Origin of the sequence: Gordonia alkaliphila (assembly GCF_023017165.1) — a bacterium.
In the GTDB taxonomy this organism is placed as follows: Bacteria; Actinomycetota; Actinomycetes; order Mycobacteriales; family Mycobacteriaceae; genus Gordonia; species Gordonia alkaliphila.
Map to the genome: position 1 here is coordinate 1 of NZ_JALKBW010000002.1, position 26,512 is coordinate 26,512.

Consider the following 26,512-nt stretch of genomic DNA (forward strand, 5'->3'; position numbering starts at 1 on the left):
AAGCGCCTCCGTGGTGGTTGGGTTGAGCGGCCCGCTGAACATCGCCCTGCGGGCGATTCTGGCCCGAAAACACCACCCCCATTCCGGGTTCACTAACCAGCCCTGCCGGACTCCTGTTATCGGCACCGCAAGCGGCCCCAATAACACCAAACAGCCCGGCGCAAGCGCCGGCAATAAGACCCGAATAATTCGCACACAATGCGGTAACACGCACGCCGAATAGGGGTTATTCATGCCTCTAATAATACCCCATGAAAGGACCCATAAGAACTCTAAAAAGCCCGATTGGGATGCCAATGCCCTAGCCCATTCCCCCTGCCGGCACCCGTCGCCCCCGAGTGCTTCACCAGTTTTCCGCGGAAAACGCCATCCATCAACCCGCCCTCGCCTACGCTGCGCCCGCCCGCCCGTCCGTTCCCGCAGGAGACGTGCGTGGCGACCACACCAATCCACTCGGCCAGCCGGTAAACTCGCAGCCATGGAAGCGGGCGGCGTGTATCGACTACGCCCATCGTGGCGGCCCCGTTTCGCACCAGACACCTTCGTACCCGCCGACCTCCAAACCCTCACCGGCCCCACCACGGGCCACTTCGATCCACCCGTTGAGCTGCATTGGCAACCCGGCCTACTCGATTTCGCCGACCCCGCCGACATACGCCGCTTCTACAGCGGCGCACTGACCAAGGCCACCCGGATCGACGAGTTCACCACCTGGATCAATCACCACGACCTCACCCGCCAATGGCCCGCGCTTGCCCTGCCCCACCGAGTCCGCGCAGCATGGGAAACGCTGCACCCCCATCTGCGAGGAGACCGCCGACCCGTGAACGCCCGCACTCTGATCCAAGACGCCGTACTCACCGCTATCGCCGACCTCGGGTTCGCATTGGCTGGCGGATCTGCACTCATCGACTACGACGTAGTTGACCGCGACACCGAAGACATCGACGCCTTCTACAACCATCTCGACGCCGCCGCTTTCACCGCGGCCGCAGCCGCAGTGACAGCCGCCTGCCACACCCACGGATGGACTGCCGAACTCGTCCACGACCAGGACCTCGACAAACAAATGCGGGTTACCGTCCCCAGCGGCGATACCGTTGTCGTCCAGATGGTGTATCACCAACGATCCACACCACCAGAAGCGCGCCCCGGCGGTGGACTCCGACTGATCTTCGATGACGTCGTAGCCGGCAAGGCGGTCGCTCTCGCAGACTCTGCGCGTGGCCGCGACTTCCATGACCTGGCGATGATCCTCGATACCGCCGGATGGACCCTGGCCCGCGTCGAAGACTCCATGCGGGGCCTCGGTTACCCGGACATGATCGGGGCACTCCACGAACGCCTCCACCAGTTTCGAACCGGGGCATTCGACACCGAAATCACCGCGGCAGGCCTCGATCCAGAGTTCTGCCACCGCATAATCGGCTAACCACACTTTCCCCTGAACAGCCAAGCGCACTGGCCGGAATTATCCGGCCCACCCACCGACTACTTTTGGGACGTTTGATGGCCCGCAATTTCGCCGAAAGCCCGAATAGGAATGCGGTGCCTGCCAACCGGCGACAGCTCACGTTAGAAGATCCTGAATCGGAATCTCTAGGTACCGCGCTGCGCCGACAGCTCCCTGCGCATTTCGTGCTCCCCTTCTCCTGAGACCTGGGATCCAGGCATGATTGAGCACCACCCCACTTGTGATCAGCTCCCCGCCAGGGGCGGCGAACCCCTTTTACCCGCCCCGTCGGACTATCTCCACGATCTGGTTCGACCAAGCGTGCTGTCGACCACGGTATGCACCTTCATACGTGCCGCCCGGTGTATACGTGGAAGCGTAGGGAATTCTCCCCTGCACCCCCGTCTCATCGATCATGTCGACTTCGATAAGGCCCGAATACTTCCCCATTCTGACCCGCACCACATCACCGACTTTGATGGTGTCCATCTACTCTCTTTCCCCGAGCGGTTTGCGCCCGCAGCCTGTCCACGCGCACTCGTCAGAGGTTGGCATACCCGGCGAAGGTATCTCAGCACGCCGACACCGCTCTGAGCGCGCCACAGTCCTGCGCGGTCACCACTGTCGGGGTCCATGTACATACTGGTTGCGTCCGAGCTGATACTGCCCCGCCGCGGACCAACCGGTCCTCGACTCGCCCGCGGACCACTCCGCAGACCAGAAGGAGTTTCCCTCCATGCCCGCAATGACCGTCACCTGGACGATGGACTTCGACGCTGACACCCCCCTCGCAGCGGCTCACGACGCACTGCGAACCCTCCACGACACCTACGCCGGCAACCTTGAATCACCCAACACATTCGAGGTCACGACACCCGAGGGGAAGACGTACACCGTCGACCTCGGATACAACGACGTCACCCCCAACTTCTAGCTGTACACCGACACCACAACAATCCGAACGGAGATACCCATGAATCTTCCCGCCACTTCTCACGAATCGCTCCATAGCGCGATTCGTGAGGCTCAACTCGCGCTGGATCCCAGCAGCAACTACTGCCTGCTCGATCTGCTCCCCGAGCCGCTGCGACGCGCCCACTTCCGGTCTGTTTTCATCAGCGCCGATTGGTCAGCTGGCGTGGAGGAGTACGACGGCGGACTCCAAACCGCCTACCGCCGCGAAGGCACCAACCAGATCGAGGATGATATCCTCACGCACTTGGCGCTCACACTGCCGGCACTCCTGGAAATCGATCCCGACTACTTCACACCGCGCCCCACGCGCGAGTACTTCGAGACCACGTTCTTCACCCACCCCGACGGACACACCCGCCGGCTGATCATCTTCGACAGGTCCGGCACAACCGTGCGTTCGATCGGACTGCCGCAGTAACGGGCACCGCCTTGGGAGACCGGCCAGGGACCAGTAGGAACGTGGTTGGCTCCCAGGTGGGGTTCCCGGTGCCCAAACAGACACGCCGCTGGTGGTCTATTCGGCGGTCCTGGCCGTTCTCGGTACCGGAGCCACCATCGCGCGCGCCGTCGATGGTCGTGGCGGTGCCCATCATGGGCCAGGACGGTTCTGGACTTCCGTAACTTCTCCGAACCCCACAACCGTTGTCGCCTTCAGTTCGTAGTCCCACACGGCCACCCCCGACCGGCTCCGGGGCCCGTCAAAGGGATTAGGGGCTCTTCGTATTTCAGAGTGCGTTGACCCTTTCGGCGAGCTGACCGGAGTGCAGTAGGGACCGCAAGATGTAGTGGTCGAGGTTGCGGAAGCCTTGGGCGATTCCGCGGAGGTGTTCGAGGCGTCCGTTGATGGCTTCGACGGGTCCGTTGGAGACGCCGGTGTCGAAGTAGGCGAGGATGTCGGCGCGCCTGTTCCATAAGCTTCGTCCGAGTTGAGCGAGCTCGGTCAGGCCGGCTCGGTCGGTGGTGCCCCGATCGAGGTGCTGCGGCAGTACATCGAGCAGCAGAGCCGCCCGACTTAGAACATGATCAACCCCTGGACGGGGCCGATCGTGTGCGCTTTCACCTCCGCCGTGAACGACGGAGCACTAGCGCACCCTTCGGTAGCTGGTCATATTCTTATCTCCGTCTCTCCTGATAGGCGGGTAATCGACAACCGGGCACACTCGCGCGCCCTCCGCAGAGGCTGCCAGAACCCCCCGACAAGCCTCGCTCCGCGAATCCACTGTGCCGAGCTCGTTGCGGGGCGCACCCGATTTGTTCGGGAGGCATGCGAAACTAGCGACCATCCGATTTCCCACACCCCGAACACACAAGGAAGACAGCGATGACACACACTTTCACGGTCGGCGACCTCGTAGAACTGGCCTCGGAATCCGGCCGAAACCCCAGTCTCTTCCGCGTCCTTGAGATCGACGACGATCAGATTCTGCTGGGCCAGCTGTCACCTGACTCCGATGCGTACATCGGAGCTCCCACCGCCATCGATCTCCACGATGCCGAAGACCTCTCCGATCTGATCCCCGCTACCGACGCGCGGATCGCGATGTATCCCCTCGCACGCCGGTAGGAAGCAGCAGACCACCTGCGGCTGCCTTCCGGGGCCCCGGCCCCCCCTGCTCCTCATCATGCTCAACCTAGCCCCCCGGCGTAGATGCCGGAGCCGAACCCGCGCAGTCTTCTAGTCTTGGGCGTCAGCCTCGTGGTTGCCGGTGCACCCGCAGACTGTTTGTCGGAAACGTGAGTGACACGCACAGTCGTCCGGACACAGGCAGCCGATCCGGTCATACTGTGCATTTCTCACTACGTAATGCTCGTCGCTCATTAATTCATCTCCATCATTTCACCCCAGCGACGCTGCTGTGAACGTGGCCAGAGCCGACTCTGCGTCTGCGAACCGCTCATTAACCCGCCACTTTGCGGTGTCGTAGTCGCTTGCTTCGAATACCCATCCGGGACCGGAGTCCCGGGTGACCGTCACCACCAGCGCACGTCCTCCGGGGATCCGATGCCAACGGCTCGCCCGGGTCGCTTCGGCTGTGAAGTGTTCCCCGAGGGATTCCTCGCCGGTGGACCATCCTGGCGCGCCGGTAAGACCAGGCCACGGACTGAACCGCCACGGGACACCGGCCACGTAACCGGAGGCTGAGTCCTCACCCAGTCCGCACCGCGGTGTCCGCTAGGCGGAAATCGTCGACCGTCGAGTGGTTAGCAGCACAGACTGTCCGGCCCCCGCCCCAACTTTCGCTCCACATCATCGGCAATGTCGCCCGTCACGCCGGCTGCCAGCACGTAGACCCTCGACGACAGCTCGTCTTCCGAGAAATGGATACAGAGCAACCCAGAATCTCGGTCCTCGGGATCCGGCGACCGTACCCACTGCGCCGATTCGATGCAGCTCTGCTCCACCGCCGCGAATTCTTCTCGCGACACCTGCCAGAACGCCGAGAACGCATCCATCTCCGCATTGTCTTCTACCGAAATTCCGTACATCAATTATCCCTCAGTTCCAGTTTGCTCGTCGGAGGCCCCGATGATCGCGGGAATCCCCCGAGGGGTTCATGGCGCTTCCTACTCCCGCGCCGCCGCTGTGAACGTGGCCAGAGCCGACTCTGCGTCTGCGAACCGCTCGTTGACCGGCCATTTTCTGGTGTCGTAGTCGCTTGCTTCGAATACCCATCCGGAATCGGAGTCCCGGGTGACCGTCACCACCAGCGCACGTCCACCGGGGATCCGCTGCCAACGGCTCGCCCGGGTCGCTTCGGCTGCGAAGTGTTCCCCGAGGGGTTCCTCTCCGGTGAACCATTCGGTGGTGTACTCGTTGCTCTCTGCCATGCTGCTACCGCCTCACTATCGTGTTGTCAGTGCCGGTCTGGTCGGGCCGACACCACGTCTTCCCTGATCGGATGATTCCTACTGACCCCTTCAGCTGAGTCTCTCCACGGCCTCGTCCACCCAGGCAGTCGGGAACTCGATCACGACCTGATCCCGGATTCGGGTCACCGACATCGGCACCGGACCGGGGCTCTGCGCAGTGCTGGGCATCGCGCGACGCGTGTCCTCCCACAGTGCATGCAAGTCGGTCGCGTCCGGCGTCGAGGAGAAGGGCAGTCCGCGACTGACTCGGATCGCCTGCTCATTCTCGGCATAGTCCAGAACATCGAGTGCGAGTTCGGCCGGCTGGGATTCAATCTCGCGCGCTACGCCCGCCAGATTGACGTCCGGGTGGGCGGGATAGACCGCGACCGCGTGGTAGAGCTCCGACGGCGCCATGGGTACCTCTTCTCCTCGTGACTTCCAGGCGCCGTCAGGTTTGCATACGTCCCGGACAGGCTGCTGTTAGTCCGCGGCGGTGACGATGAGGTGCTCGATTCGCACGAGCTCTTCCACCGGCTCGGGCCCGCCGTCCCATTCGACGACCAGCGTCAGGAAGCGGTGGTCATCGGAATCGACCGCCACGATCGTCCCCGTGCACTGCGCGTTCACCCCCGGCGCCTCGTCGCTGAGCGGCGTGTAGTCGTCGTTGGGGGTGCACACCAGATCCTCGATCCGGGCCAGCGCGGACTCCGGCTGGCCGTCCCAGCAGATATTCAGTGTTCGCAGGTGTCGGTCATCGGTCGGGACGCTGGTGATGACGCCTCTCGGCCGTGGATTCACAGTGGGTTTCCTTCGCTCATGGGCCGCGCCCGCGCGGCGGCCGAACGCCCGCCTGTCGCGGGCCTTCGCGGCAGAGTCCCACACCTTCCCGACAGCCCCGTCTATCTGTCGACTGGGGCTCTCCCCGGGCAGTGCGCGCCCCGTGGCTGCGCTCGCGTGGCTGTCCGCTGGTTGGGATACGCTGCGCTCCACAGATTCATCGGCCCCGGCCGCCGGGTGCCGTTGACCCCTCCCATCGGAAGGCCCCATTCCATGACCACACTCGATGACGTTGCGTTTCCTCTTGAGGTTTGTGTGGACTGCTACTCAGAGCTCGGCGGGGTGCTGGAGAACCCCGATCCGGCGTGGGATCGGAGTGCCTTCGACCGGGCCCGCGAGGGGTACGGAGATATCACGTACGGGCACTTCGCCGAGCAGGTACATCCCGGCGAGGAGTGCGACGAAGACACCGAGTGCGGCCAGATCACGTACTCGAAGTCACCCTGCGAGCTGTGCGGAAGTTCCCTGCACGGTGCCCGCGAGGTTGTGACTGGCTGGAAGTCTGAGCGTCGCGAGATCTTTTGTTGAGGCAGTAACCGAGCCAAAAGGGGGCCGCCGCATGTGAATGCGGCGGCCCCACTTTTCCGGTCGGGATTTGGCTTGATGTCCGGCTACTTCTGTTTTTCGATGTGGTCGTTGATTACGGCGAACGCTGCGGTCTTGCTGGCGCGGAGTCCGTCGGCCTCACCGTCGGCGATCGTCTCGCAGTCGAACTCGACGTACCATGTACGCCGGTTGGGCATGCTCGCACTGTAGCCGACCGTGTGTGTCCGCGCGCGCGCACTGATCTCGATGACGTAGTCGCCGTAGACGCCACTGATGTCGCCGGGATCCGTTCCCAGCCATTCGATGTCACTGTTCTTGACGCTCATTGTCTGTGCCGTTCCCTCTCTCTAGTGTCGCGTGTCTTTAATTAGTTTTCGGTTGGGCTTTCTTCAGAATGTCCTCGGCGTTCTTGGTCCAGACGAAGGGGTGTTTGCGGTCGTTCCAGCCGTTGATGAAGGCTCGGATCTTTGCATTGAGGTCTTTGACTGAGGTGAAGACGCCTCGGCGGATGGCTTGTCGGTCGATGATGCCGAACCAGACTTCGACGAGGTTGAGCCACGATCCCGAGGTCGGGGTGAAGTGGACGTGGATGTTCGGATGCTGTTCGAGCCAGTTGCGGACTTCGGCTTTCTTGTGGGTGGCGTAGTTGTCCATGACCAGGTGTAGTTCCTGGTCGGGTAGGTGCGGTCGATCTGCCGCAGGAAGGACAGGAACTCCTGGTGGCGGTGTCGGGGCTTGACCGCTGCGGTCACCTGCCCGGTCGCGATCTCCAACGCCGCGAACAGTGTGGTGGTGCCGTGGCGCTTGTAGTCATGGGTGCGGCGTTCGATCTGCCCGGGCTGCATCGGCAGCATCGGCGCAGTGCGGTCCAGGGCTTGGATCTGCGATTTCTCGTCCACACACAACACGATCGCGTTCTCCGGCGGCTCCAGGTACAAGCCGACGACATCGGTGACCTTGGCGACCAGTTCCGGGTCGGTGGAGAACTTGAATGTTCCCGACCTCCACGGCGCAACCCCGTACTCGCGCCAGGCCCGGGCGACCGTCGCGTTCCCGATGCCGAGATGCCCGGCCAACAACCGCGACGACCAGTGCGTGACCCCGTACTTCTTCGGCGGCGGCATCAACGTCGCCGACACGATATCGGCGTGATCGAGATGCCGTGGCCGACCGGGCCTTTCGGCGTCGAGGAGCCCCGCGAGTCCGTCCTGGAGATACCGGGAACGCCACTTGATGACCGTCGGTATCGAGGTTCCCACAACCTCACTGATCCGAGAATTAGCCATTCCGTCGGCAGCGAGCGTGACGATCCGCGCCCGACGCACCAGACCGGCCGGCGTTGTAGTCGATCGCAACAACTGATCGAGCTCATCCGCATCGCCATCACGCAGTTCCAGGGCCGGTGCAGGAGAATTCGCCATAGCCAATTATCTCAACCCAGGAACCATAAACTAATTAACGACACGCGACACTAGTTGTTTAGCAAGTCGGTCAGCGGGTAGTCCTGGGTGGGGTATTTTTCACCGAGGAAGTACTGGGGGATTACCGAATAGTGCTCACCGCGGGCGACTGCATTGACGAATCGAAGTGGGGATTCACTCTCGTCGTACATTGCGCAGACGCCATCGATCTCGGGCGGATGAATGTGGCTTCCGTGGCTTTCCGCTTCGTCGACATCGGATTGATCCATCAGGAGATAGATTTTCTCGTTCACGAGGTACTCGACGCCGCATGCGTGTTCCAGGAGGGTTCGGACGCGACCCCATGCCTCGTCAGTAGGTTCTCCCCCGCTATCGAAGAGTTGATCAGTCATCGTTCCGTCCTAGTCATAGGATCTCCAGGAGCTCGGGTGTGAGGCCCCTGCGGTCGGGCTAGTGTCACAGATCCTCCGGCTTGCCACATTCGGTGCACTTGCCCGTTCTGGGGTCGATCGAGCAGACGAGGCCAGAATCCAGGCACTCCGAACTCGACTCGCCGGAAGTGAGGTACGGCAGTTGCACGGGACCGTATTCCGCCTCGTATTCGGCGTCGGTCATGTACTTATGCTGGCTCATAGTTTCCTCTCTATCCCTATAGGCACTTCTGTTCGGCGGACATTCCTACTCTCAGCTCACTTCGATGTGATCAATGAGCCCGGCGTCTCGCCAGTCTGCGATCACGTGGTCGACCGACGCGCCGATATTGAAGTCCTGAACAACCGTGCGCAGCGCTTCGCGCAATTCGGTTTCCGTTCGCTGTTTCGCCATAGGGCCCCTCGTGTCATACTCGGGCCCCGAGTCCCGGGTGCCCGCCGTGAAGTGCTCACTGTGGCACAGGTCCCCGACACATACCCGGCGTGCTTCCAACCCACCCCAGGCACGTCTCGCCCCACGGGACATTGCCTCGCATGGTGTTACACTTCGGGGGTCCTGTCGCCCAACACCCCCCATTTGGAGCCTGATCGCAATGTCCAATCTGCTGGAGCTGATCACCGCGCACCCGACGGTGACGGCGACCTCGCTCGCCGATTTCGCGAAGACCATCGGTGTGAGCCGCGCCAGCGTGTATCGCTGGGAATCGACGATGCCGGCGCCGGCGACCCTGCGCAGGATCGCCACCACACTCGATGAGCCCTACGCCGTCGTCCTCGCCGCGGCTCTACGCAGCAGCGGGTACACCGCCAGCGACAACGACCTCCTGGCCGGGCTGACCGTCCACGTCCTCACGCACGGCTTCACCTGGCCAGCCCCGGTCGCCGCATACGCCGACGAAGCAGAAGCGCAACGGCTCGTGGCCGACGCCGACTTGGCTTACAACGGCGAGTACCGGACGAACCCCATCCTCATCGCCGCCGCAGCCCCCCGTCCCCCGCACCGCTACTACGCCCGGTTCGATCGCGGCGCCGACAAGAACGTCCACGATCTCTCCAGCAGAGTGCGCTCACACTCGGCCCCCGTCGGCCCCGAGGCGTTTCCCCCACTGTCCGATCAAGACCTGGCCGCCACCGGAGCGATCAGCGCCCCTTTCATCGTGGCCAAGAACGGCTACGTCCTGCGCATCGAATGCGAGGCGTTCGACGAAGCGATCGCGCGCACCGTTGTCGCCCGGACGGCCGAGCTCCTCGCAGATCGGATCCCCCCGGCTGGCACGGACTTCCTGACCGTTACCGATCTCCCCGCCATCGATCGTCCGTTGCCCACCGGCATTGAGGCCACCGACGACTTCCGCGGTCTCGCGCTCTCGCTGGATCTCGACACCGTGCTCAGCATCGAGGAGATCGCCCAAGGTGCCCGGGCCTACCGAGCTGCCCGGGCGGCCAACGCAGCTACCGCCCGCGTGATCTCTCAGTTCGACGCTATTGCCGAGGCCGCCGAGCACACGAGGTGACCCGCCTGCGTCCGGACCAAATCGTAAAGTCGCCCACAGCAGTCGACTCGCACATTCAGTCGGCGCACCGCCCCCAGAGGATTGGAGACCCCTGATGAAGACCCGCGACGACTACCGCTACCTTGCCGCCAAGCAGGCTTTCGACTGGAAGGGCGCGAAGTACGCCGACCATATCGAGGCGCACACCGATGAGCTTGTCGCAAAGGGCTACGACGTGGCCCACCAATCGCTCGGAGAAGCGCTGGCAGGAAACGACGGCGATTAGCTCTAGCTTTTCCGGGGCCTGAACGTGATGGAAAGCCCCGGACCTGCGTCTCGGTTCCCTGCTGATGGGCCATGCGGCGCCCCGCGAAGACTGGCTCATCGCCCTCACCCGCGTACCGCGATGCCCGCGGGGGCGGTTCAGCACGAAGAGTGCTGAACCGCCCCCGCGGCTTCGTCAGGACCGTCCCGTGGTCACGCGTAGAGATTGACCACCGGATTGCTCGATCCGGCCGGCAGTCCCATCCGGTGCGCTCCCAGCACCTCCAGCAGCTCTCGCTCCTGGGTGGTCGAGGCGCCGATCGTCTGCCCCGTCTCGGGATCGACGCGATCGTTGCCGTCGACGCGGTAGCCGGTCAACGCCCATCGCCGCCCCTCCCCGCTACGGCCACTCCAGGCGACGCCGCCGTACAGGCCCAGGAAGACGCCGAGCCGGTACGCCGCCAGCGCGTTGGGTTGGGTCGAAATCTTCCAGAAGCCGCGGGTCGACCGCCACAGCTGAGGGTCGCCGGTCCGGAAGTTCGCGCCCATGTAGTCGCGATCGAACAGTCCATCGGCTGCGCGGGACGCCGATTCCGTGGATTCACCCAGCCGGATCGCGGCGACTCGCAGGTCCGGGGCGGCGGCCGAGGCGAGGGCCCGCAGTGCGCGATAGTCGGTGGCCGATTCACTCAGTGCCGCACGAGCCGTGCCCCTTTCGAATTCGGTGTCGGCGGAGTGTTCTTCGGCGAGCAGGTTGATGATCGTGTCGAGATCGAATCCGGTGCGGTCGGAGAGCCCGGTGAGAGTGTCGAAAGTTGCGTCATCGACCCGGATCCGCCTCGTTCCGGGATTGTCTTCGTGCGTAGTAGCCATTGTGGGCCGCTCCTTCGTGTCGTGATTGCTGTGGGCCTGGTGCAGGTGCTCCGTGCCTCGACCGTCCGTCGTGGAAGGTGCCACCACCATAGCATGGACCTAGTTCCCGCCGCCACCATGGCATTGGCTCCCGGCAATAGCCTGAGCCATGTTCCACCGCGCATGACGTCCCCGCTCGCTCGCCCACCAGACTCACCTGAAGCCCCGCTTGGTTTGTGCCGCGGGGCTACGCGGCAATCGCGTCTCGCGCAGGAACCTGCGCCACCCCCGACCGCGGAAGCCACCACTGGCTGTCCGAGGCCACCTCTGCGGTGGGATCGCACCACCCACCCACGCCCACACCCAGGAGAGATCGATGACATCTTCGAGCACCGTCACCTACCGCAACGACGACGGCACTACCCACACCAAGACGTTCGACACCCCGGCAGAAGCTGCCGAAGCCGTCTACGACGACTTCCGGGACGGACTGTCGGCCAACGGCCAGTCCGGCCCGGAAGTCTCGTTGGCGACGTTCGTCGCCAACGACGAGATTCGGGCTGACGTTCTCTACGACCTCCGGGACGGATACGGCTTCGATATCACGATCGACTAAACGCACGTGTCCCCGCCGACTCATGGAGCCTCGGCGGGGACACTGCCGCTTTTCACCCGATAAAGGGTTCAGGCTGCTCCACAACCCCCTGCAACACTCGACCCGCCCGCAGCGAATCATCCATTGCAGATCCCTGCTACAGGCTCATCGCCTGATGTTCGAAAGAGCTCTTTCCTCCGTAAATGAGGTACACGCCTTCCGCGTTCGTGCTGATTCGTTCAAAGCGATCACGAACGCCGGGATCGGCACTATCGAATCCCTGATCATTGGCCCAGTCCGCAAGGGACATCGCAGTGAGGACTTCCCAGGAATCGAGAGTGAGGGCCCGCACGATGGCGTCCCGCGCCGTCCCTAGATCCGCCGGCACCATCATGTTCAGCGGAGCTCGATGGTGGCGTGAAGACAGCACCACGGCCCGCAGCCCCCCGCTTTCGGGACCAACTTGTACGTGAATATCGTTGGCGACAATGAGGCCATCAATCGTGGTCATTGTGTCACCTGCCCTTCTATCGCAGTGAGGCGGCCACCATTCTGGCCGCGAAGGAAACGTGCGCCCCTCACACGTCCGGCCCCCGGAAGAGCTCGATCAGTTCGCGCACTTCTTCTGCGTTCTGCCGCATGTACTCGGCAAACGGCTCACCCGGATCAGTGAACCCCTCCTCGTTGTAGGTCGTCCACATGGCACCTTCAACATCGACACCAATGGTGTCCGTCACCCCTTGATAGGTGATCGTAAAATCATCCCATGCGCCAACAAAATGGTATTGAATGCCCGGTATCCCGTACCAGTTCTTCGCACTACTACTCACGCCACCCTCCTCTTCTAGGGTCACATCGCCAGGAACCTTTTCAGTCAGCGGCCGTAGAGCCACTCATCGTGGTTGTCGCCGCCCCATCCGCGCCCTTGCTTCCAGCCGCGGCGAACCGCCTCCGAATACAGGTCGTTGAACTCGCTGTATTCAATGTCCGCGCGGATTCGAGCTGTTGTCGGGTTCTTGAGCCGCCCGGAACGTTCCCACGCTTCTTCGGCACTGTTTCCGAACACCAGGTACCGGCGGTTCTCGTGCGCTCCACCGCGTACGACGTATGCGTTTCCGATCATGTCGTTCCTTTCAGGAGCCTCCCGTCAGACCCATTCGACCTGGTCGTACTTGTTCAGCGGGTCGATCCCGTACTCCTTGGTCACGTGTTCACGCAGAACGCCCCGCAGCAGCGCATCTACCGGGTACGCGGTGAGAGCATCCAAGCGACGCGAGTTGTACAGGTCGGCACTGAAAGGCTCCCCTTCCAGGCCCAGCTCGTAGAGTTCGAACTCGTAGTCCATGTTGTCCACGCGCAGCTGACGTTGCGCTTCCGCGGTCCAGAGAACCCGGCAGGATCCACCGTCGATGTACAGTCCGTCGAGCGTCTCCCCTTCCAGGAGGTCCTTCTTCAATTCGGGTACCACGCTGGTAAGGAACTCCTGCCACACACGCGGGGAGAGCGTGATTCCACGCCTCCGCACATCGTCACTGGCGCCGAGCTCGTCGAGCAGGGATACGGGCACTTTCACCATCATTCATCCTTCGTTGGCAATTGGTGCCCTCACGATAGAGTTCGGCCCCGACACCCCCTACCGGTCATCAGCGGAGGACTGGCCGCCACCCCCCGGGGCGGATCGCAACACGACTCCCGATCTGGGCCCCGAAGCCAGATCTCAGCGGACTTGACCAAAACACTGACAAGGGGCGCCCGAGAATCCTCAGACGCCCCCTACCTCACCGGCTCGACTGCCCGCTAGCGGACCGAAAACTCCCAGGTCTCGCCCGTGACTTCGCCGCGCGATTTCATCTGCGCCCACATCGACTGGACGAGTGGATGTTCGGGGTGGTCAAGCTGAAGCCGGTGTAGGCGAGCGGCGCATTCGGCGGCACCGGATGCGCGCAACTCCTGCGCGAGTTCCGGCTCAGTATCGGGCGACTCGTCAAGCAGCTTTTCGATATCGAACGCCTTGCAGTAGTTTTCGGTCACGCCAACACACACAGAGACCTCGATCGCCATGTTTTCACACCCTTCCGATAGTCGGCGTCCCCCGGATGGAACGCACCGTGCCGTGTCTACCATCTTTCCCTGCCGGCAACGGGGTTACCGGGGCTGCAGCACGTGCACGCACTGTGCGGGCCACTACCGCCGGTGTGGACTCGCTGAAAAGCAATGCAGCCCCACCACCTCAAAGCAGAGGGGTGGGGCGGCATGTGAAGCACCTCGCGGTTCACGCGAGGCGGACAGGATGAGCCCTACGCGTTCGCGCTGACGAAGAACGCCAGGTCGTTCAGGTCCGGAGCACCGTTCCTCCACCACACCTGCCTGCCGGCTTCGGCCAGGAGGCGCGCGTCGGCGTCCTCGCTGATCGGCCCCTCAAGGAGCTTGACGATGCGGCCAGTCTTGCCGCCGACGGCGATCTCGTAGGCGATCAGCCAGCGCTCCGCGCCCCTGCCGAGCGCATCGGTGGACACCGACGTGACCAGCCACCGCCCGCCGTCGTTACCGTGACCGGTAGCGGCGGTGGTCCAGTCCGCTTCGTACAGAAACCCCGGCGCGTTCTTCTGGCTGGCGGTGCGGGGCGTTGTGGGCACGAGCCCATGCTCGGCGAGCTCAGCTGCCAATGCTTCCCAGGTGGTGTCTTGCATACATATTCCTTCCATAGGGGGCGAACTATTCGGGGCGCGTGTGCCGGGTCCGGTTAGACCGGGTGCCTGACGAGGTCGAGTGCGAGGAGCAGGATCAAGAGGACGCCGACGAAGGACACCATCGCGTGGATTCCGACAACCATTCCGGCGCCAAGGAGGAGCACGGTAGCGAGGTAGGTGCCGTAGAAGACCACCAGGAGTGCCCGCTTGGGTGGGGTCCCGAACCGAGAGAGAGTTCGGCGGAATGTCTCTGAGCCGGTCGAGAGCAAAACGATCAGGTACATCAGCGCCCAGAGCGTCAGGCAGACGATCACGGCGATCGTGAGGGGCAGGTGAGACACGGCGCCTATCTCCTTTCGTCGACACGGTTACTGAATCACCGTAGACACCGCCCCCGACACTGCCTGGACTCTTTTCTCTGTGGGGCATGCAGCCCGGCTCGCACCGGTTCCGCCCCGCCGGCCAGAGCGCTGTGTCGGGGCTACGCCGCCAAGGACCTCGCAACCGTGTACCAGTTGATTCGGTCGTAGTCGTTGGCCGCCAGTTCGGCACGCAGAGCTCGGAAGTCGACGCCGGTCTTGATTCGGTTGGTCACAAAGGCGGCCAGACCTGCGATGTCCCCGGACTCAGCGAAGTCCCTGGCTCGGAACGCGACGCGCTCACCGTCGAGGAAATCTCCGTCGTTGGCGATCGTCACGGCAATTTGGTCGGTCACCCACATCCCGCGGTCGGTGTGCTCTCCCTTGTACGCGGAATCCTCAGCAGTGTTCATGGCCATTTCCCCAATTCTGTTCGTTCGTTCGTGTTTCTAGGTCTGCGCCGGAGGCGCCATCGCCGTCGACGACGACCCGTACGACAACATCGTTCTAGGTCGAGATAGCCGCTAATCGACCAGAGGCTGCAGCGCGGAGATAAACCCGCGGAGTGTGTCGGGCATGTTGCCGGGGTCCGTCGACGCGGCCGCGGCCCTGGACATCATCTTGTCGAGGGGTTCCGCGTAGGCGATGCCGACAGCTTCGGTCAGCGGGTCCTCGATGTCGGTGTCGTCGGCCCAGCACCTCTCGATGACGCTGATTCCTTCTGAGAGTGTGTCCAGCATGAGCGCGATGTCGTTGTCGGTGTTGATCCTCAGATCGGGTCCGTTGAGGAGACCTTCGACGTGGTCCAGGAATTCTTCGATCGCTCCGCGGTGCGGGTCGCCGTCGACGATCCGAAGTCGCGCGGCGGCCAGGAACTTCTCTTTGTCGGCGTACATGGACTCGACTGTCCTTTCGAGGCGGGGTAGCCCGGCGACTGCGCCTGGCTCGGTGATTTCGTGTAGAAGCACACGCTAGCTGGCGGCCCGGACAGCGCCCGGCGTTTCCCGCCCATCCCCCCCGAGATCGGGGTATCGATAAAGCACACCATCGAGGATGGTGTTTAATGTACCGGGCCTTCCGCGACTAGACCCCTGTTAGGGAATCCACGAAGGCTTTTCGGCGCGGATTAGCGTCAAGTTCTTCGTCAGGGAAGTACCGCTCGAATGCCTCAACAGCACTTTCTCGTTCCGTCCAGCCCAAGTGATTCATCAACTTCAGCGCATCGTCGCGATCTCGCACCGTTCGTGCGGCCAGTATCTTCATCGCGAGAAGGTGTTCCGCCGGAGTAACCATGACACGCAGATTTGGATCATCAAAGATAATCATTGTCGGTACCGCCACACGGGAGAAGTACACACTCGCCTGATTGTTCATCCAGGATCGGGGCAGGTTCCGTTTCGCAGCGACCGAATGAATTGCCTCAATCATCGGGCCATCGGGTTCGAACAATGCGTCGGCGTCACCGGTGGTGAGGTCAGATCCATACGCCAGAACCATCGCCGCACCGCCAGCCAAGTGCACATTGCCGATGATGTGCCGCGCACGCAGTTCCGTGGCAAGGTCAGAGAACAACCCCATTAGCTCATCTGCAGTGAGACGTTCTTCACTCACAGGATTCCCGTTCCTTACACATTTGTGAGTTCACGCTCCTCAATATAGATTCCGCGGCCCATGAACGCTGCTGGGGTGCGCGCATATGCCCACCGGCGCGCTTGCGGATAGTCCGCCATGTGCCATCCGAAAGGAAGGACTCGGCTGGGTTCGTAGCACCATGACGGGGGTGCGAGTTGGTGGTGGAACGCTACGTGTTCGGCAGCGGCTGCCAAGAATGCGTCGAACCGCTGATCTCCCGTGCCAGCAGGCTCATCGGCGATGAGGGCAGCCACGTCGGCGTCTTCATCGCCGATACCCCGAAAGAATTCGAAACACCAGGTGAGCCGATTTCTATACATTGGTTCTGCCCGGATTCTTTCAGCGATTTCCGAGAGACTGAACTGCGCAGCCACTGCCACCTCCTCGTTCCGGTCTAGGCTACCAGGCGAGGACTTTTCAGCTTCCCGTCTCATTGAGACGGGGCTTCGCCGATTCTGAGCATTCTCCTTTGCCCTGGAGTGCGGCTGCGCCGAGCGCAACATCTGGGAACCCTCTGACGGCTTTTCAGGCGCGGGACGGATTACCCGTCTATCGCCTGTGTTCGAAAGTATCGCTGCCCCGGGGCAGCAGGTCAGCCCATCCGCCGGCTGTTCTTCAGTATTCGCCGGGGAACAGCACGGTGGTGGTGGCGCGGTCGGCTTCGGTGATCACCCACAGCTTGATCGTTTCGCCGCCGCGGAAGTCGGGGAGGGTGTATGCCGACAGCAGTTGGTTGCCGTCGATCAGTGCTTGGTCGTTGCTGGCGGCGTCTTCGGCGCCGACCGAGCCCCAGTCGCCGCGGGCATGCCGCTGCAGGAGCTCGATGATGGGTTCCTGTTCCTCGCCGAAGGTATCGGCGACCCTTCGGGTCAGGTACACGGCGCCGAGGTCGAATTTCTGGTCATTGCTCATCTTGAATCCTCGTTGTTGGTGGTTGGCTGTGGTCAGCCGTCCGCGGGGTGGCCCCGCCTTGTGACTATCCCTTGACGACCCACGCCCATTCGGGGGGAACGTCGTCGTCTCCGTCTGCGCCACTGAAGGACACGATCACGCAACCGAGGGTGATGGGGCCATCGTCGATGTGTTCGAGGTTCTCTTCGACGAAGTGCGGCGTTGTGTGCTCCGAGGCATGCATCGATGTCAGGTGGTAGCCGTCGATGACGAGCGGGTCGGTGAACCGAGTCGCTGGGCCCCAGTACCAGAGCTCGTCGTCGCCGAGGTACCCCTCGGGGTCGCTCACCGAGTACGGAACCTTGGTTGCCTCAGCGAATTCGTAGCCGCTGGGAACCTTCCGGCATTCGACGAGTTCGGGCATGTCGGATTGGACGAAATGTTCGTGGACCGCGTCGGCCAGCGCGGTCACCGTCGGATAGGTACTCATGGTCGGGGCTCCTCAGTTGAGTCCAGGGAGGGGTGGGGCTGATTCCAGGCATGTCGGGCAGTTGACGTCTTACCAGTCCTCGACCCACCCGTTCAGGAAGAACTGGCCATCGCCAGCGTCGGGGGCCCATTCGGGGAGCGCCGGAGGGCACTCGTTGGGGATGTCGACTTTGTGCGTGATGGTTTCCACTGACTGCATTCTGGGCTCCTTGGGTTCCGACTGCGCGGTTCGGGGGTCAGCGGTTGCCGAGTCCGGCGTCGAAGCCGCCGGCGGGCGCAGCGGCCAGGATGTCTCGGATGGGGATGTCCACGTCGCAGACGCCGTCGTTGATGCGCAGACTGCGATCGCGAATGTCTGCTTCGGGTCCGGTTAAGCTTCGTGCGACGCCAGCGATCATCTCCGACTGGCTGTCCTTCTTAAACCGCACGTTCGTTCCGCCGGCGGCCGCGTCGACGATGGCCCCGAGAGTGATGACGTCTTCTGTGGTGAGCGCCTCATGGTTGCTGGTCATAGCTCTTTCCTCACTTCCTACTTGGTGAATGTATTCGTTGGTGCCAGTGCAGGGCCCAGCTAGGAGTCCCCCGCACAGAACATGAACCCCAGAGATCCGAGGTCGAACAGTCCGTCGTCGGCGGCGACGATCACCTGGTCATCGTCACTGGAACCGGGGGAGGCAAAGAACGTTGCCTCATCACCTACCAAGACCCCCAGCTGCGTCCCGCTCTCCTGCTCGACTTCGCGGAACATCTTCTCGAGTGTCGAGCGCGTGACGACCGGCGTCAGCCACCCGTTCCAACGTTCCCCGAACCGTTCTGCCGTCCAGATCAGTCCCTCGTAATGGTCGAGCCTGAACGCGCTACTCTCTGCCATCGCCTCTGTGTTCCTTCCTCGATTGCCGCCGCGAGTCCCCGCGATCACCCACGGGCCAGGCGAATCGGCCAGGCCCGAGTTCGCTATCCGAACTGGACCGTGCCCCACAGTCCAATCTGCAGCAGGCAGTCGGCGTCGATGGCGTCATACTCGGCCGACCCCATCGCGTTGTCTCGGTCGACGCTGGAGATCCGCTCCTGCACCGTCCCGGCATACCCGGCGTTGGAGTACGTCGCGGTCCCGGCGCCCACAGCAGCCAGCCCCCGTTCGATGACTTCCAGGTCCGCCACCACCGTCGGCCCGCCTTCGATGCAGGTGATCTGGACCGCGTCCGGGCCGGTGGTGACGCACTCGGCCATCCAGTACCGCGACGCGGCCAGCGCCGTCGCGAGCAGATCCTGCAGAAACTCGGCCCGTTCGTCCGTGCGTGCCATCGAAATTCTCCTTCAACCTGTTCCAGCACCTCACTCGGCGGGCGCATTGCCGAGAACGTAGCAAGCAGCCCCGACGCCCGACCCTGCGCACGCCAGCGCTTATGCGGAAGGCACCGCGGTCGCCCTCTTGGCGTCCCGCGCCTGCGTGAGCGTCACGGTGCGCGCGGTCGGGTCGTGTTCGGCGACGATAGTCGCGATCTCGCACAGCACCCTCGGATCCCAGGTGCGTGTGCCGGCCGGAATGTTCCGGGCCCCCGGAACATCCGGCAGCCGAACTGCCGACTTCCCTTCAGGGAGCTGCCGTAACCGCACCATCTCGACATATCCGGCTGCCCGCACCGCGGCGGTCTTTTCGGTGTCCCGCCGAATCTGCTCGGCATCAAGATGCCAGTACCAGCCGTCGTACTCGACGGCGAGGGCCGCACCACTGGCGGTGGTCAGCACCATGTCCAGAGGGCCGTACCGGCCCCCGACCGGCACGTTCATCTCCACGCTCACCGCAGACCCATACAGATGACGCAGGCTCCGGGCGATCGCCATCTCAGCCTCGGACTGATACCGCCGCCACCGACACCGCGGGCACCCCGACCGCCGAGACCGGATCCACTGCGCGCACGTGTTCCACCCCGTTCCGCACTCCCCACACACGAACTCGGCGACCACGTTCTTCGTGACCCGGATGTGCTCGGGACGCAGCGGGAACATGCGATCCTGCGCCAAGTACTGCATCGAGTGCGGGTCGTCGGCGAGCGTCACGATCCGCCGGCGCCCATTCAACGCAGCCCCGAGGCACACCAAGCAGCCAACGTGGCAGACCGTACGGATAGGGGCAAGGAAGAATCCCCCGGAGACATCGCATTGCCAGCTCACGACCGTGTCCTCGGAGGTGAGGAACCCCGACGCCGCACCGTTCACCGCCGAATCCCACGAGACACCCGACTCCTCCTCCACGATATCGAGGAAATCGCCCAGGTTGGCGTGCTGAGACCCCACGCCGCAGCCTTGCGGCGAGAAGCTATAGGACGGCCATGCAGGAGCCGCCGCACGGCACAACGTCCCATCCCACCCCTTCCTGGTGAGGACGGCCCCATCCGGCCCAATCCACCACCGCCATGGCGCGTACACGCGGCCCTCAAGGGCGGCCCGATCGAGAGACACACTCTCCCCCAGAGCCAGTGGATCGAGCCATTCCCGGGTGATCTGCATACCCCGAGACGCTATCGCCCGCCACCGACACAATCGCAGATTCCGGAACCCGCTTCCCGGCCCCTAGCTTCGCACTGCGACCATCGCCGCCACGGCCCCGCACTAGCCAGCCCCGCAGACCCCACACGACCTCGGACCCGATCCTCCTGGCCCCCGACATCCAGCCCCGCCTCGCGCCCGCCATCCGGCCCGCCCGGGGGCACAGCGCAGATCGGTCGAGGACCGCCGCGCAGTGCGTCGGGTAGCCGGAGTCCGGTGCCTGCATCGCGAGCTGCGCAGGAAAATGAGTCTGGTCGTTACACTGGTACTTCCAATGCTGTAGCAAGGTACTAGCAACGTATTTGCATAGTACCGCTAGTGCGTTAATTGACCCTGCTTAATAAGGGTCGTTTGCGGCTCTTGAAAGATTGTGACCGCGGGCTGGCCCGGGCATACTTCAGGTCATGGATGAGACATCGACCGCCACCCCCACCAGCAGACCAGGCAACGAGGACCCCGCTGACCAGTGGGACACCCTCAACGCCATGCTGGTCCGATCCAAGTCCGCCGCTCGGGGCTACGTCCCTGTCCCCAACATTTTCGTGCAGAAGCCGAGGGGCGAGGTCGCCCCGGACGATGACCGGGGGAGTCTGCTCGCACAGCTGGTCAAGCGCAGCGATCTGCGCGGACTCCACACATATCTGCTCGCCAACGCTCTGATCACCAGCGGCGATGGGCCCGACGGATGGAGCACCAGCTACCCCCTGCAGACGTGGGCTCGTGCGGTCGGAGTCACCGAGTCGGCCAGTGGCGCATCGGTGGGCTCGGCGATGTCGAAGGTTTTCAAGCGACTGCAGGGACACGACCTGATCCGCAGGACCCGGCACGGTAAGGACAGGTCCGTCCGAATCACTCTGCTACGTCCCGACGGAAGCGGAGATGCCTACAGCCGCAACTCGCGAGCCGAAAGCGATCGCTACTTCAAAGTGCCGATCGCACTCTGGGACCGAGACGCCAACTGGCTCGGGAAGCTCAGCCTGCCTGCGCTGGCAATGCTGCTGGTCTTGCTCCACGAGAAGCCCGGCTGGGTAGAGCTTCCGGCCGAACGCTTCCCGCAGTGGTACGGCTGGTCTGCTGACACCACCTCCCGCGGACTGGAGGCGCTGGAAGCGCACGGGATCGTCGAAATGCACGGCCACTACCGGGCGGCGCCGTTAGCTCCGGACGGCCGTACCTGGGTCAACGCCTACCGGCTCACCGGCGACTTCTCCCGAGACTCGTCCTAGTGCGGTCCTCGCACTGGGCAATCCCCGACCAGAAAGGAAAGGAGGAACCACCATGACGCGCAAGAAGAAGACCCCGGCGGACTGGGCCGCGCTCGCAATGCTCATCCAGCTCGCCCGGGTCATCATCACCATCATCCGCATGTTCATCAACTAGCTGACACCTGCGGACGGGGAGGGTGTCGGAGGTTGCAGCTCCGCGCCCTCCCTTCAAGGGTAACGCCTAAGTCCGCCGGCCGTCACCAGCTTCGCCCCGCGCGGGGCGCGGTACGGCGGCTGCCACCCGGCGGCCGCCGACCGCGGCGACGGCCTGCTCCGGCGTCCGTCCGGCTTCCCACATGTCGTCGAATCCGTCGAGAGAGAAGCCGTCGATCGCTTCGTCTCCGTCGACATCCACGCCCAGCAGCTGCTCCACCCGATCGATCCACCGCGCGAAGTCGTCCAGCTCGCACGCCTGCGACTCGGCCGCCCATCCCGCCAAGTGGTCATTGCCGGACTCCGCCAGAATCTGCCGCTCGTAGCTCATGCAGGCCAGGGTAGAAGCAGCCCCCGACAGTCCGCCCCCAATGCCCGTCGGCCGCCGTCCCACGCCGCGCACCGACTTACTGAACCCCAACGACGACAACGCCAGAGGTTGCTGGGAGCCAGGCTTCCACCACCTCCGGGGTCCTCGGCGGCGGGGCGCTATTCGGCGAGTTGCTCGACTTCGGCGCCGAAGCTGGCGGCGTACTGCTGCGCCTGGTCGTGCTCGTCGGCGGCGAATGCCCGGACGGCGTCGGGGCGCCCCTTTGGTCGCACGATGCAGACCAGTTCATCGAGCCGGCGGCGTTGCCGCCTACCGCTGGTGGGCCGCGGCCCAGTCTCGTCGACCATCAGCAACTCCTCCTGCTCCTGCCCGGTACGTCACTATCCGCCCGAGCCGGCCCCGGCGACTTGTTCCAGGATGATGATCTCGTCGTCGGCGTAGTCCCAGCCGACCGGGTCCCCGCCCAGGCTCCGCAGGTTCCAGCGTCCCTCGCGACGCGCACCGTTGTACCGTGCGACCTCGCTCATGGTGGTCCACTGGTCCCAGTCGTCGTCCTTGAGCGCCACGATGTACGCCCATTTCCCGTCGACGGCGGTGGCCGGGTCGATGATCGTTTCCAGTGGCTGCATGGTGGATCTGCTTTCTGCTCGGTCTCGCTAGAGTGCGGCGAGTTCGTATTCGTACAGGCTCACCGGCACCAGCGCGCCGGTATCGGTCGCCACCAGGTCGTAGAGCGCTTCTCCGGTGAGTCCGGGATCGTATCCGGGGTGCTGAGCGACGCTAGTCGCCACCGCGGTGATCGTCATTGACATCGTGCAGATGCCCAGGCGCTGGTAGGTGTCGTTGTCGCGGGCATCGTCGGTCAGTTCGACCTGCTCGCCTACCGAGAATTGGGGGCTCACGTCAGTTGCTCTCCTTCGTGTGGGTGGCCGCGAACGCGGTGTCGCTGCTATCGAGCGGGCGCCGGTAGATGAGCCGGAGCCCGTAGCTGGTCGAGGCCTGCCCGACCTCGTGGTAGCCGAGGGATTCGAACAGTCCGCGGCTGGCGGTGTTGTCCGGATGGATGGTTGCCAGGACCTCCTGCTTTCCGCGACTGGCCGCGGTCCGCTCCAACTCGGCGACGAGGCTCCGGCTGAGATTGGCGCGTCTGAACCCGCCCCTGGCAATCACGAGTTTCAGATTGACCGACGCGGCCAACGCGCTGCGGTCGGACGTGAGGTACTTCCGGACGCTCTCGTCGCTGGTGCGCGCGTCGTACAGGATGGCCACTGCCACCAGCAGCCTGTTCTTGCGCCATCCCAGCACGCGGTGCTCCGGCGCGGCGAGGCAGCGGGCGAACATGGTCGCGCTGTTCTCGCGCAGCACCGGCGAGCCCTTGAGGATGCTCAGCGTCTCTGCCTGCAGGTCCAGAAGTTCACCGAGGTCGGCGGGGCCGAGATCGACCAGCTCGAAGCCGTGGCCGCTATCAGGGTGGGTGCGGACGCCTGCCGGCGCCGGGAAGTCTGCGGTCACTGTTTCCCCCTCCCAGGGGCTTCCGCGGGGTTGTTCGTCGTCTCGCGGACAATCCCGCCGACGATTCGGCGGCCGTCGGCCGCAGCGCGGAGTGCGCGGACCTCGGCGACCAATGCCACTACCCGCAGGTCGCTGTCGTCGGTGTGCCAGTCCTGGCTGGCCATGTAGTGATCTAGTGCAGGCAGGTCGTTGATGCCCGCCTTCTTGCTCTGTCGATTAGCAACTGGGCAGACGTATCTGGTGGGCTGACCGCTGGAGAGTCGTTCGATCTCCAGGTCGGCGCCGCAGATGCGGCACGGCGGTACCGGGATGGGCGTGTACTGCTCCACCAGCTCGTCAAGGATTTCCGCCGCCAAGGGCTCGGTAGTGGCCTGCTGTGCGTCCACGTGCATGTTCTCCGTTCCGGGGGCGGGCAGTGGCGAGCTTGGTGTTCACAGTCGCATGTCGCCCCGACAGCGGTCGGGGTTGATCAGCCCAGATAGGGCGCCCACTAGGGATTCGGGGTGGGTTCCGGGCACGTTGTGGCCTGCTTCTGGCAGGACCTGCAGGTCGCAGGAAGGGAGTGCGTCGGAGATGGCGCGGGCGTGGCCGAGCGGGGTCACGCGGTCTCGGCCGCCAGCGACGACGACCGTGGGAATGGCTCGTAGGCGTCCCAGATGTGGGCGGGCGTTCATCGCTCGGATCGAGGCGATGAGTTCGGCGAGTACGGCCGGGGAGGGCCGCCGGCAGTGGGGGCCTGTGCGCGTGCCGACGGCGGGCGCCAGGAGTCGGCGAGCGCAGTCCCACCCGGAGTCGAATACTCCTGGGAAGCGCTCTGCCATCGCGGGCAGTCGGTCGACGACGCGTTCGGGGAGGAGGCGGGCTGCCCCGTGGTCGAAGAGTCCGCCGGCGGTGGCTGACACCAGGCCCACACCCTGGATTCGGGTGCGCTCTGCGCCCCCTCTCGCCAGGTAGGTCAGTGCGGTCATTGCACCCAGGGAGTGTCCGATCAGGAGGATCGGCCCGGGCGGGACGGCGGTGACCAGGAGTTCGTCCAGGTCCGCGGCCAGGGTCGCCAGGGTGTGGGAGTGGCGGGGCCCGTCGGCGGAGCGTCCGTGGCCGCGGTGGTCGTAGGCGAGGATCCGAGTCTGAGGACTGCTGGCCAGCAGGTGTCGGCGGACTCGTGTCCAGCTTGCAGCGGCCATGCCGAGTCCGTGAATCAGGACTGCGGTCATGGCCGCGTCGTCGGGGCCGGTGAGGCTGACGTCCAATGCGGTTCCGTCGGAAACGGTCACGGTCATTCTCATGGCGCACCTCGCATTGTGGTCTAGAAACTAGATCTCACGGTACGAACCCCCGGCGCGATAAGCTCCTAAGACATGCCGACAGTTTTACTGCGCAATTCTTTTCCGGTGACGCCTCGTCTTACGGCCACACGATCGTGAAGCCTTGCGGGACCGCCTTCTTCTCGTCACACGATCGGCAGGCCAGGACTATCTCATCTCCTTCTTCGGAGAATTCGTCGTTGGACACGTGGATCGTCTTGGTGTTCTCATCGATTTCGGCGCGCCAGGTCCGAACGTAACCGGTTTCGACCAGGCTAAATTTGTGGGGGTCGCAATCAGGCATTACTCGCGGTCCTTCTTCTTGTTAGGTGGGAGGTTCGGCAGCGGCGTTTAGCGGAGAGGCCACTGTCCGCTGACGGGATCGAGTACCTGTCGTTCCCCGCCGTCGACTGTGACTTCGATTCGCAGGGCTCCGGGGTGCTCGGCAGAGGGTTCGATCGACAGGATCGTCGCAGTCCCCCCGTAGTTGTGGCTCCAGTCGTTGAACAAGGCGTTCGGTGGCGCCACCTGGTCACCGACGACGAGTTCATCGACGGTCACTGTCCCATGGTCCACGTACTCGTACAGCATGCGGGATTCTCCTCGTCTCAGTTCGGCAGGAACAGGCCTTGTTGGGCCAGGTCGTCCCGGGGCGCCGCCAGGTGCCCACCGTTTTCCGAGCTCTGAACGCACGTCTCCCCGCCGATCACTCCGTCGGGCCAGTACTCGATGATCATGTCGACCGCCGGCCACTGCGCACGCACCGCTGCAGCAATATCTTCCTGCGCATTGAGCAGCGAGGCGTTGCCGCGCACGTCTGTGATCAGCGCGTAGACGCGCCCGTTGGCGACTTCCCAGATCTCGATGGGGTATCGCTGTCGCCGGCCGTTCGGGCCGCCGATGGGCACGCTCAGATCGGTGGCCGCCACCAGCAGCGGACGCGGTACCCCTGCCGGGGCCCGGTTCGGGTCGATCAGGGTGTCTCCAGCCATCTGCGTTACGCCTTTCCGTCGAACACGCCTCCCCGTTTGGAGGTTGTGCCCGTCATGCTCGCAGGAGGCCCCGACAACACGGGACACCGGGCATGCCGCCCCCCGCCCCCCACGTCGCACGCACGGGGGGCGTGCAGCCTTATCGGGTCTAGTGGGGCTGTCTGGGACTGCAGCTAGCCTTCTCTCCACCACCCCCGGATGAAGAGGATTTCCACCATGGCCAAGCAGATCCGCCGCAATCAAGTGGAGGCGATCGCCGCCGCACTGTCCAAGCACTACAGCACTGACGGAGGAGGGTCGGGGCTCGGCGGCCCGAAGGTGTTTCCTGGCGAACACGAAGAGTCTTCGAGCGCATGGATCATCTCGTGGGAGGAATGCCCCGATTACGAATGGGTCTACAACCTCGATCTGTTCAGCGATCTCTGCGATCAGCATGCCCCCGGCTTCTTCGCCGAACCCATCAATCACTTCGCTATGGCGTTCTACCCCAGCTAGCTGATCCGCCGATCTCCTTATCTGCGTTGACGACGAAATTGCGTCCCCCGGATTTCTGTGCAGAAATCCGGGGGACGCTGTGTTTGGTAGCTGCCCTAAGCCACTCAGTCACCGACTAATGCCGGAGGC

48 protein-coding genes and 2 pseudogenes are annotated in these 26,512 nt (G+C 63.8%); 11 read left to right on the top strand and 39 right to left on the bottom strand.

Annotated features, from left to right (window positions below; all coding sequences use genetic code 11):
• Window positions 1-234 (bottom strand): hypothetical protein (locus MUG78_RS16695; RefSeq protein ID WP_246997203.1); only part of this gene is annotated, 234 nt, incomplete at its 3' end.
• Between the two features lie 244 nt (window positions 235-478).
• Between MUG78_RS16695 and MUG78_RS16700 the strand changes: the two genes are divergently transcribed.
• From MUG78_RS16700 to MUG78_RS16710, 3 genes are all read left to right on the top strand, one after another.
• A complete protein-coding gene (locus MUG78_RS16700; RefSeq protein ID WP_246997205.1) occupies window positions 479-1,432 on the top strand; it encodes a nucleotidyl transferase AbiEii/AbiGii toxin family protein in 954 nt (317 codons plus the stop codon).
• 757 nt (window positions 1,433-2,189) lie between these two features.
• Window positions 2,190-2,387 (top strand): hypothetical protein, encoded by a 198-nt coding sequence (locus MUG78_RS16705; protein ID WP_246997207.1) that lies wholly within the window; start codon window positions 2,190-2,192, stop codon window positions 2,385-2,387.
• A gap of 39 nt (window positions 2,388-2,426) precedes the next feature.
• Entirely contained in the window at window positions 2,427-2,846 is a 420-nt protein-coding gene (locus tag MUG78_RS16710; protein WP_246997209.1) for a hypothetical protein, read from the top strand.
• A 307-nt stretch (window positions 2,847-3,153) separates the two neighbouring features.
• Here MUG78_RS16710 and MUG78_RS16715 read toward each other — a convergent pair.
• Window positions 3,154-3,378: pseudogene (locus MUG78_RS16715) on the bottom strand (transposase); the annotation flags it as partial.
• A 371-nt stretch (window positions 3,379-3,749) separates the two neighbouring features.
• Here MUG78_RS16715 and MUG78_RS16725 point away from each other — a divergent pair.
• On the top strand, window positions 3,750-3,992 hold the full coding sequence (locus tag MUG78_RS16725; protein WP_246997212.1) for a hypothetical protein: 243 nt from the start codon (window positions 3,750-3,752) through the stop codon (window positions 3,990-3,992).
• A 638-nt stretch (window positions 3,993-4,630) separates the two neighbouring features.
• On the opposite strand, the gene MUG78_RS16730 is transcribed toward MUG78_RS16725, so the two are convergent.
• From MUG78_RS16730 to MUG78_RS16745, 4 genes are all read right to left on the bottom strand, one after another.
• Entirely contained in the window at window positions 4,631-4,915 is a 285-nt protein-coding gene (locus MUG78_RS16730) for a hypothetical protein (protein WP_246997214.1), read from the bottom strand.
• Between the two features lie 78 nt (window positions 4,916-4,993).
• On the bottom strand, window positions 4,994-5,257 hold the full coding sequence (locus tag MUG78_RS16735) for a hypothetical protein (protein WP_246997216.1): 264 nt from the start codon (window positions 5,255-5,257) through the stop codon (window positions 4,994-4,996).
• A gap of 90 nt (window positions 5,258-5,347) precedes the next feature.
• The gene (locus tag MUG78_RS16740) at window positions 5,348-5,695 is read right to left on the bottom strand and encodes a hypothetical protein (RefSeq protein ID WP_246997218.1); all 348 of its coding nucleotides are present in this window, start codon (window positions 5,693-5,695) and stop codon (window positions 5,348-5,350) included.
• 66 nt (window positions 5,696-5,761) lie between these two features.
• Window positions 5,762-6,079: a hypothetical protein gene (locus MUG78_RS16745; RefSeq protein ID WP_246997220.1), complete on the bottom strand. Its 318-nt coding sequence runs from the start codon at window positions 6,077-6,079 to the stop codon at window positions 5,762-5,764.
• Window positions 6,080-6,331: 252 nt separating this feature from the next.
• Here MUG78_RS16745 and MUG78_RS16750 point away from each other — a divergent pair, with 252 nt between their 5' ends.
• Window positions 6,332-6,646: a hypothetical protein gene (locus tag MUG78_RS16750; RefSeq protein ID WP_246997222.1), complete on the top strand. Its 315-nt coding sequence runs from the start codon at window positions 6,332-6,334 to the stop codon at window positions 6,644-6,646.
• Window positions 6,647-6,729: 83 nt separating this feature from the next.
• Here MUG78_RS16750 and MUG78_RS16755 read toward each other — a convergent pair whose 3' ends face one another.
• From MUG78_RS16755 to MUG78_RS16775, 5 genes and pseudogenes are all read right to left on the bottom strand, one after another.
• On the bottom strand, window positions 6,730-6,990 hold the full coding sequence (locus tag MUG78_RS16755; protein WP_246997224.1) for a hypothetical protein: 261 nt from the start codon (window positions 6,988-6,990) through the stop codon (window positions 6,730-6,732).
• A gap of 37 nt (window positions 6,991-7,027) precedes the next feature.
• Window positions 7,028-8,085: pseudogene (locus MUG78_RS16760) on the bottom strand (IS630 family transposase).
• A 50-nt stretch (window positions 8,086-8,135) separates the two neighbouring features.
• Entirely contained in the window at window positions 8,136-8,477 is a 342-nt protein-coding gene (locus MUG78_RS16765) for a hypothetical protein (RefSeq protein ID WP_246997226.1), read from the bottom strand.
• Window positions 8,478-8,541: 64 nt separating this feature from the next.
• A complete protein-coding gene (locus tag MUG78_RS16770) occupies window positions 8,542-8,718 on the bottom strand; it encodes a hypothetical protein (protein ID WP_246997228.1) in 177 nt (58 codons plus the stop codon).
• 51 nt (window positions 8,719-8,769) lie between these two features.
• Window positions 8,770-8,910 (bottom strand): hypothetical protein, encoded by a 141-nt coding sequence (locus MUG78_RS16775; RefSeq protein WP_246997230.1) that lies wholly within the window; start codon window positions 8,908-8,910, stop codon window positions 8,770-8,772.
• Between the two features lie 199 nt (window positions 8,911-9,109).
• Here MUG78_RS16775 and MUG78_RS16780 point away from each other — a divergent pair, with 199 nt between their 5' ends.
• Entirely contained in the window at window positions 9,110-10,030 is a 921-nt protein-coding gene (locus tag MUG78_RS16780; RefSeq protein ID WP_246997232.1) for a helix-turn-helix domain-containing protein, read from the top strand.
• Between the two features lie 94 nt (window positions 10,031-10,124).
• Window positions 10,125-10,295, top strand: coding sequence for a hypothetical protein (locus MUG78_RS16785; RefSeq protein ID WP_246997234.1), 171 nt, complete (start codon window positions 10,125-10,127; stop codon window positions 10,293-10,295).
• A 191-nt stretch (window positions 10,296-10,486) separates the two neighbouring features.
• Here the strand turns inward: MUG78_RS16785 and MUG78_RS16790 are convergent, their stop codons facing one another.
• The gene (locus MUG78_RS16790) at window positions 10,487-11,146 is read right to left on the bottom strand and encodes a hypothetical protein (RefSeq protein ID WP_246997236.1); all 660 of its coding nucleotides are present in this window, start codon (window positions 11,144-11,146) and stop codon (window positions 10,487-10,489) included.
• A 355-nt stretch (window positions 11,147-11,501) separates the two neighbouring features.
• On the opposite strand from MUG78_RS16790, the gene MUG78_RS16795 reads away from it, so the two are divergent.
• The gene (locus tag MUG78_RS16795; RefSeq protein ID WP_246997238.1) at window positions 11,502-11,741 is read left to right on the top strand and encodes a hypothetical protein; all 240 of its coding nucleotides are present in this window, start codon (window positions 11,502-11,504) and stop codon (window positions 11,739-11,741) included.
• 136 nt (window positions 11,742-11,877) lie between these two features.
• Here the strand turns inward: MUG78_RS16795 and MUG78_RS16800 are convergent, their stop codons facing one another.
• The 10 genes from MUG78_RS16800 to MUG78_RS16845 all read right to left on the bottom strand — a co-directional run bounded on the left by MUG78_RS16800 (window position 11,878) and on the right by MUG78_RS16845 (window position 16,380).
• The gene (locus MUG78_RS16800; protein ID WP_246997240.1) at window positions 11,878-12,231 is read right to left on the bottom strand and encodes a hypothetical protein; all 354 of its coding nucleotides are present in this window, start codon (window positions 12,229-12,231) and stop codon (window positions 11,878-11,880) included.
• Between the two features lie 67 nt (window positions 12,232-12,298).
• On the bottom strand, window positions 12,299-12,550 hold the full coding sequence (locus tag MUG78_RS16805; protein WP_246997242.1) for a hypothetical protein: 252 nt from the start codon (window positions 12,548-12,550) through the stop codon (window positions 12,299-12,301).
• A 44-nt stretch (window positions 12,551-12,594) separates the two neighbouring features.
• Entirely contained in the window at window positions 12,595-12,843 is a 249-nt protein-coding gene (locus MUG78_RS16810; RefSeq protein WP_246997244.1) for a hypothetical protein, read from the bottom strand.
• A gap of 24 nt (window positions 12,844-12,867) precedes the next feature.
• The gene (locus MUG78_RS16815; protein ID WP_246997245.1) at window positions 12,868-13,296 is read right to left on the bottom strand and encodes a hypothetical protein; all 429 of its coding nucleotides are present in this window, start codon (window positions 13,294-13,296) and stop codon (window positions 12,868-12,870) included.
• Between the two features lie 221 nt (window positions 13,297-13,517).
• The gene (locus tag MUG78_RS16820) at window positions 13,518-13,781 is read right to left on the bottom strand and encodes a hypothetical protein (protein WP_246997248.1); all 264 of its coding nucleotides are present in this window, start codon (window positions 13,779-13,781) and stop codon (window positions 13,518-13,520) included.
• 236 nt (window positions 13,782-14,017) lie between these two features.
• The gene (locus MUG78_RS16825) at window positions 14,018-14,410 is read right to left on the bottom strand and encodes a hypothetical protein (protein WP_246997250.1); all 393 of its coding nucleotides are present in this window, start codon (window positions 14,408-14,410) and stop codon (window positions 14,018-14,020) included.
• A gap of 53 nt (window positions 14,411-14,463) precedes the next feature.
• A complete protein-coding gene (locus MUG78_RS16830; RefSeq protein ID WP_246997252.1) occupies window positions 14,464-14,751 on the bottom strand; it encodes a hypothetical protein in 288 nt (95 codons plus the stop codon).
• A gap of 140 nt (window positions 14,752-14,891) precedes the next feature.
• The gene (locus tag MUG78_RS16835; protein WP_246997254.1) at window positions 14,892-15,188 is read right to left on the bottom strand and encodes a hypothetical protein; all 297 of its coding nucleotides are present in this window, start codon (window positions 15,186-15,188) and stop codon (window positions 14,892-14,894) included.
• Between the two features lie 105 nt (window positions 15,189-15,293).
• Window positions 15,294-15,665, bottom strand: coding sequence for a hypothetical protein (locus MUG78_RS16840; RefSeq protein ID WP_246997256.1), 372 nt, complete (start codon window positions 15,663-15,665; stop codon window positions 15,294-15,296).
• A gap of 187 nt (window positions 15,666-15,852) precedes the next feature.
• Window positions 15,853-16,380, bottom strand: a complete 528-nt coding sequence (locus MUG78_RS16845) for a DUF6036 family nucleotidyltransferase (RefSeq protein WP_246997258.1) — start codon at window positions 16,378-16,380, stop codon at window positions 15,853-15,855.
• Window positions 16,381-16,562: 182 nt separating this feature from the next.
• Between MUG78_RS16845 and MUG78_RS16850 the strand changes: the two genes are divergently transcribed.
• Window positions 16,563-16,799, top strand: a complete 237-nt coding sequence (locus MUG78_RS16850; protein ID WP_246997260.1) for a hypothetical protein — start codon at window positions 16,563-16,565, stop codon at window positions 16,797-16,799.
• Window positions 16,800-17,016: 217 nt separating this feature from the next.
• On the opposite strand, the gene MUG78_RS16855 is transcribed toward MUG78_RS16850, so the two are convergent.
• The 7 genes from MUG78_RS16855 to MUG78_RS16880 form a co-directional block, all read right to left on the bottom strand.
• A complete protein-coding gene (locus MUG78_RS16855; RefSeq protein WP_246997262.1) occupies window positions 17,017-17,313 on the bottom strand; it encodes a hypothetical protein in 297 nt (98 codons plus the stop codon).
• Between the two features lie 64 nt (window positions 17,314-17,377).
• A complete protein-coding gene (locus MUG78_RS16860; protein ID WP_246997264.1) occupies window positions 17,378-17,764 on the bottom strand; it encodes a hypothetical protein in 387 nt (128 codons plus the stop codon).
• Between the two features lie 87 nt (window positions 17,765-17,851).
• Window positions 17,852-17,980, bottom strand: a complete 129-nt coding sequence (locus MUG78_RS18180) for a hypothetical protein (RefSeq protein WP_281500421.1) — start codon at window positions 17,978-17,980, stop codon at window positions 17,852-17,854.
• A 37-nt stretch (window positions 17,981-18,017) separates the two neighbouring features.
• Window positions 18,018-18,293 (bottom strand): hypothetical protein, encoded by a 276-nt coding sequence (locus tag MUG78_RS16865; protein ID WP_246997266.1) that lies wholly within the window; start codon window positions 18,291-18,293, stop codon window positions 18,018-18,020.
• A 59-nt stretch (window positions 18,294-18,352) separates the two neighbouring features.
• A complete protein-coding gene (locus MUG78_RS16870; RefSeq protein ID WP_246997267.1) occupies window positions 18,353-18,652 on the bottom strand; it encodes a hypothetical protein in 300 nt (99 codons plus the stop codon).
• Between the two features lie 83 nt (window positions 18,653-18,735).
• Complete coding sequence (locus MUG78_RS16875) at window positions 18,736-19,086, bottom strand: hypothetical protein (RefSeq protein WP_246997270.1); 351 nt, start codon at window positions 19,084-19,086, stop codon at window positions 18,736-18,738.
• 99 nt (window positions 19,087-19,185) lie between these two features.
• Window positions 19,186-20,079, bottom strand: coding sequence for a putative endonuclease domain-containing protein (locus tag MUG78_RS16880; protein ID WP_246997272.1), 894 nt, complete (start codon window positions 20,077-20,079; stop codon window positions 19,186-19,188).
• 656 nt (window positions 20,080-20,735) lie between these two features.
• On the opposite strand from MUG78_RS16880, the gene MUG78_RS16885 reads away from it, so the two are divergent.
• On the top strand, window positions 20,736-21,557 hold the full coding sequence (locus tag MUG78_RS16885; RefSeq protein WP_246997274.1) for a helix-turn-helix domain-containing protein: 822 nt from the start codon (window positions 20,736-20,738) through the stop codon (window positions 21,555-21,557).
• A gap of 220 nt (window positions 21,558-21,777) precedes the next feature.
• Here MUG78_RS16885 and MUG78_RS16890 read toward each other — a convergent pair whose 3' ends face one another.
• The 10 genes from MUG78_RS16890 to MUG78_RS16930 all read right to left on the bottom strand — a co-directional run bounded on the left by MUG78_RS16890 (window position 21,778) and on the right by MUG78_RS16930 (window position 25,888).
• A complete protein-coding gene (locus tag MUG78_RS16890) occupies window positions 21,778-22,080 on the bottom strand; it encodes a hypothetical protein (protein ID WP_246997276.1) in 303 nt (100 codons plus the stop codon).
• 158 nt (window positions 22,081-22,238) lie between these two features.
• Entirely contained in the window at window positions 22,239-22,427 is a 189-nt protein-coding gene (locus tag MUG78_RS16895; protein ID WP_246997278.1) for a hypothetical protein, read from the bottom strand.
• A gap of 33 nt (window positions 22,428-22,460) precedes the next feature.
• Complete coding sequence (locus tag MUG78_RS16900) at window positions 22,461-22,709, bottom strand: hypothetical protein (RefSeq protein WP_246997280.1); 249 nt, start codon at window positions 22,707-22,709, stop codon at window positions 22,461-22,463.
• A gap of 27 nt (window positions 22,710-22,736) precedes the next feature.
• Window positions 22,737-22,982: a hypothetical protein gene (locus MUG78_RS16905; protein ID WP_246997282.1), complete on the bottom strand. Its 246-nt coding sequence runs from the start codon at window positions 22,980-22,982 to the stop codon at window positions 22,737-22,739.
• A gap of 1 nt (window position 22,983) precedes the next feature.
• Window positions 22,984-23,592 (bottom strand): GNAT family N-acetyltransferase, encoded by a 609-nt coding sequence (locus tag MUG78_RS16910; RefSeq protein WP_246997283.1) that lies wholly within the window; start codon window positions 23,590-23,592, stop codon window positions 22,984-22,986.
• On the bottom strand, window positions 23,589-23,978 hold the full coding sequence (locus tag MUG78_RS16915) for a hypothetical protein (RefSeq protein WP_246997285.1): 390 nt from the start codon (window positions 23,976-23,978) through the stop codon (window positions 23,589-23,591). The genes MUG78_RS16910 and MUG78_RS16915 overlap by 4 nt, the downstream gene beginning before the upstream one ends.
• 45 nt (window positions 23,979-24,023) lie before the next feature.
• A complete protein-coding gene (locus tag MUG78_RS16920; protein WP_246997288.1) occupies window positions 24,024-24,872 on the bottom strand; it encodes an alpha/beta fold hydrolase in 849 nt (282 codons plus the stop codon).
• 124 nt (window positions 24,873-24,996) lie between these two features.
• Window positions 24,997-25,200: a hypothetical protein gene (locus MUG78_RS18500; protein WP_443669989.1), complete on the bottom strand. Its 204-nt coding sequence runs from the start codon at window positions 25,198-25,200 to the stop codon at window positions 24,997-24,999.
• A gap of 47 nt (window positions 25,201-25,247) precedes the next feature.
• Window positions 25,248-25,487 (bottom strand): hypothetical protein, encoded by a 240-nt coding sequence (locus MUG78_RS16925; protein ID WP_246997290.1) that lies wholly within the window; start codon window positions 25,485-25,487, stop codon window positions 25,248-25,250.
• Window positions 25,488-25,504: 17 nt separating this feature from the next.
• Entirely contained in the window at window positions 25,505-25,888 is a 384-nt protein-coding gene (locus tag MUG78_RS16930) for a hypothetical protein (protein WP_246997292.1), read from the bottom strand.
• A 216-nt stretch (window positions 25,889-26,104) separates the two neighbouring features.
• On the opposite strand from MUG78_RS16930, the gene MUG78_RS16935 reads away from it, so the two are divergent.
• Entirely contained in the window at window positions 26,105-26,383 is a 279-nt protein-coding gene (locus MUG78_RS16935) for a hypothetical protein (protein WP_246997294.1), read from the top strand.
• Window positions 26,384-26,512: the final 129 nt, after the last annotated feature.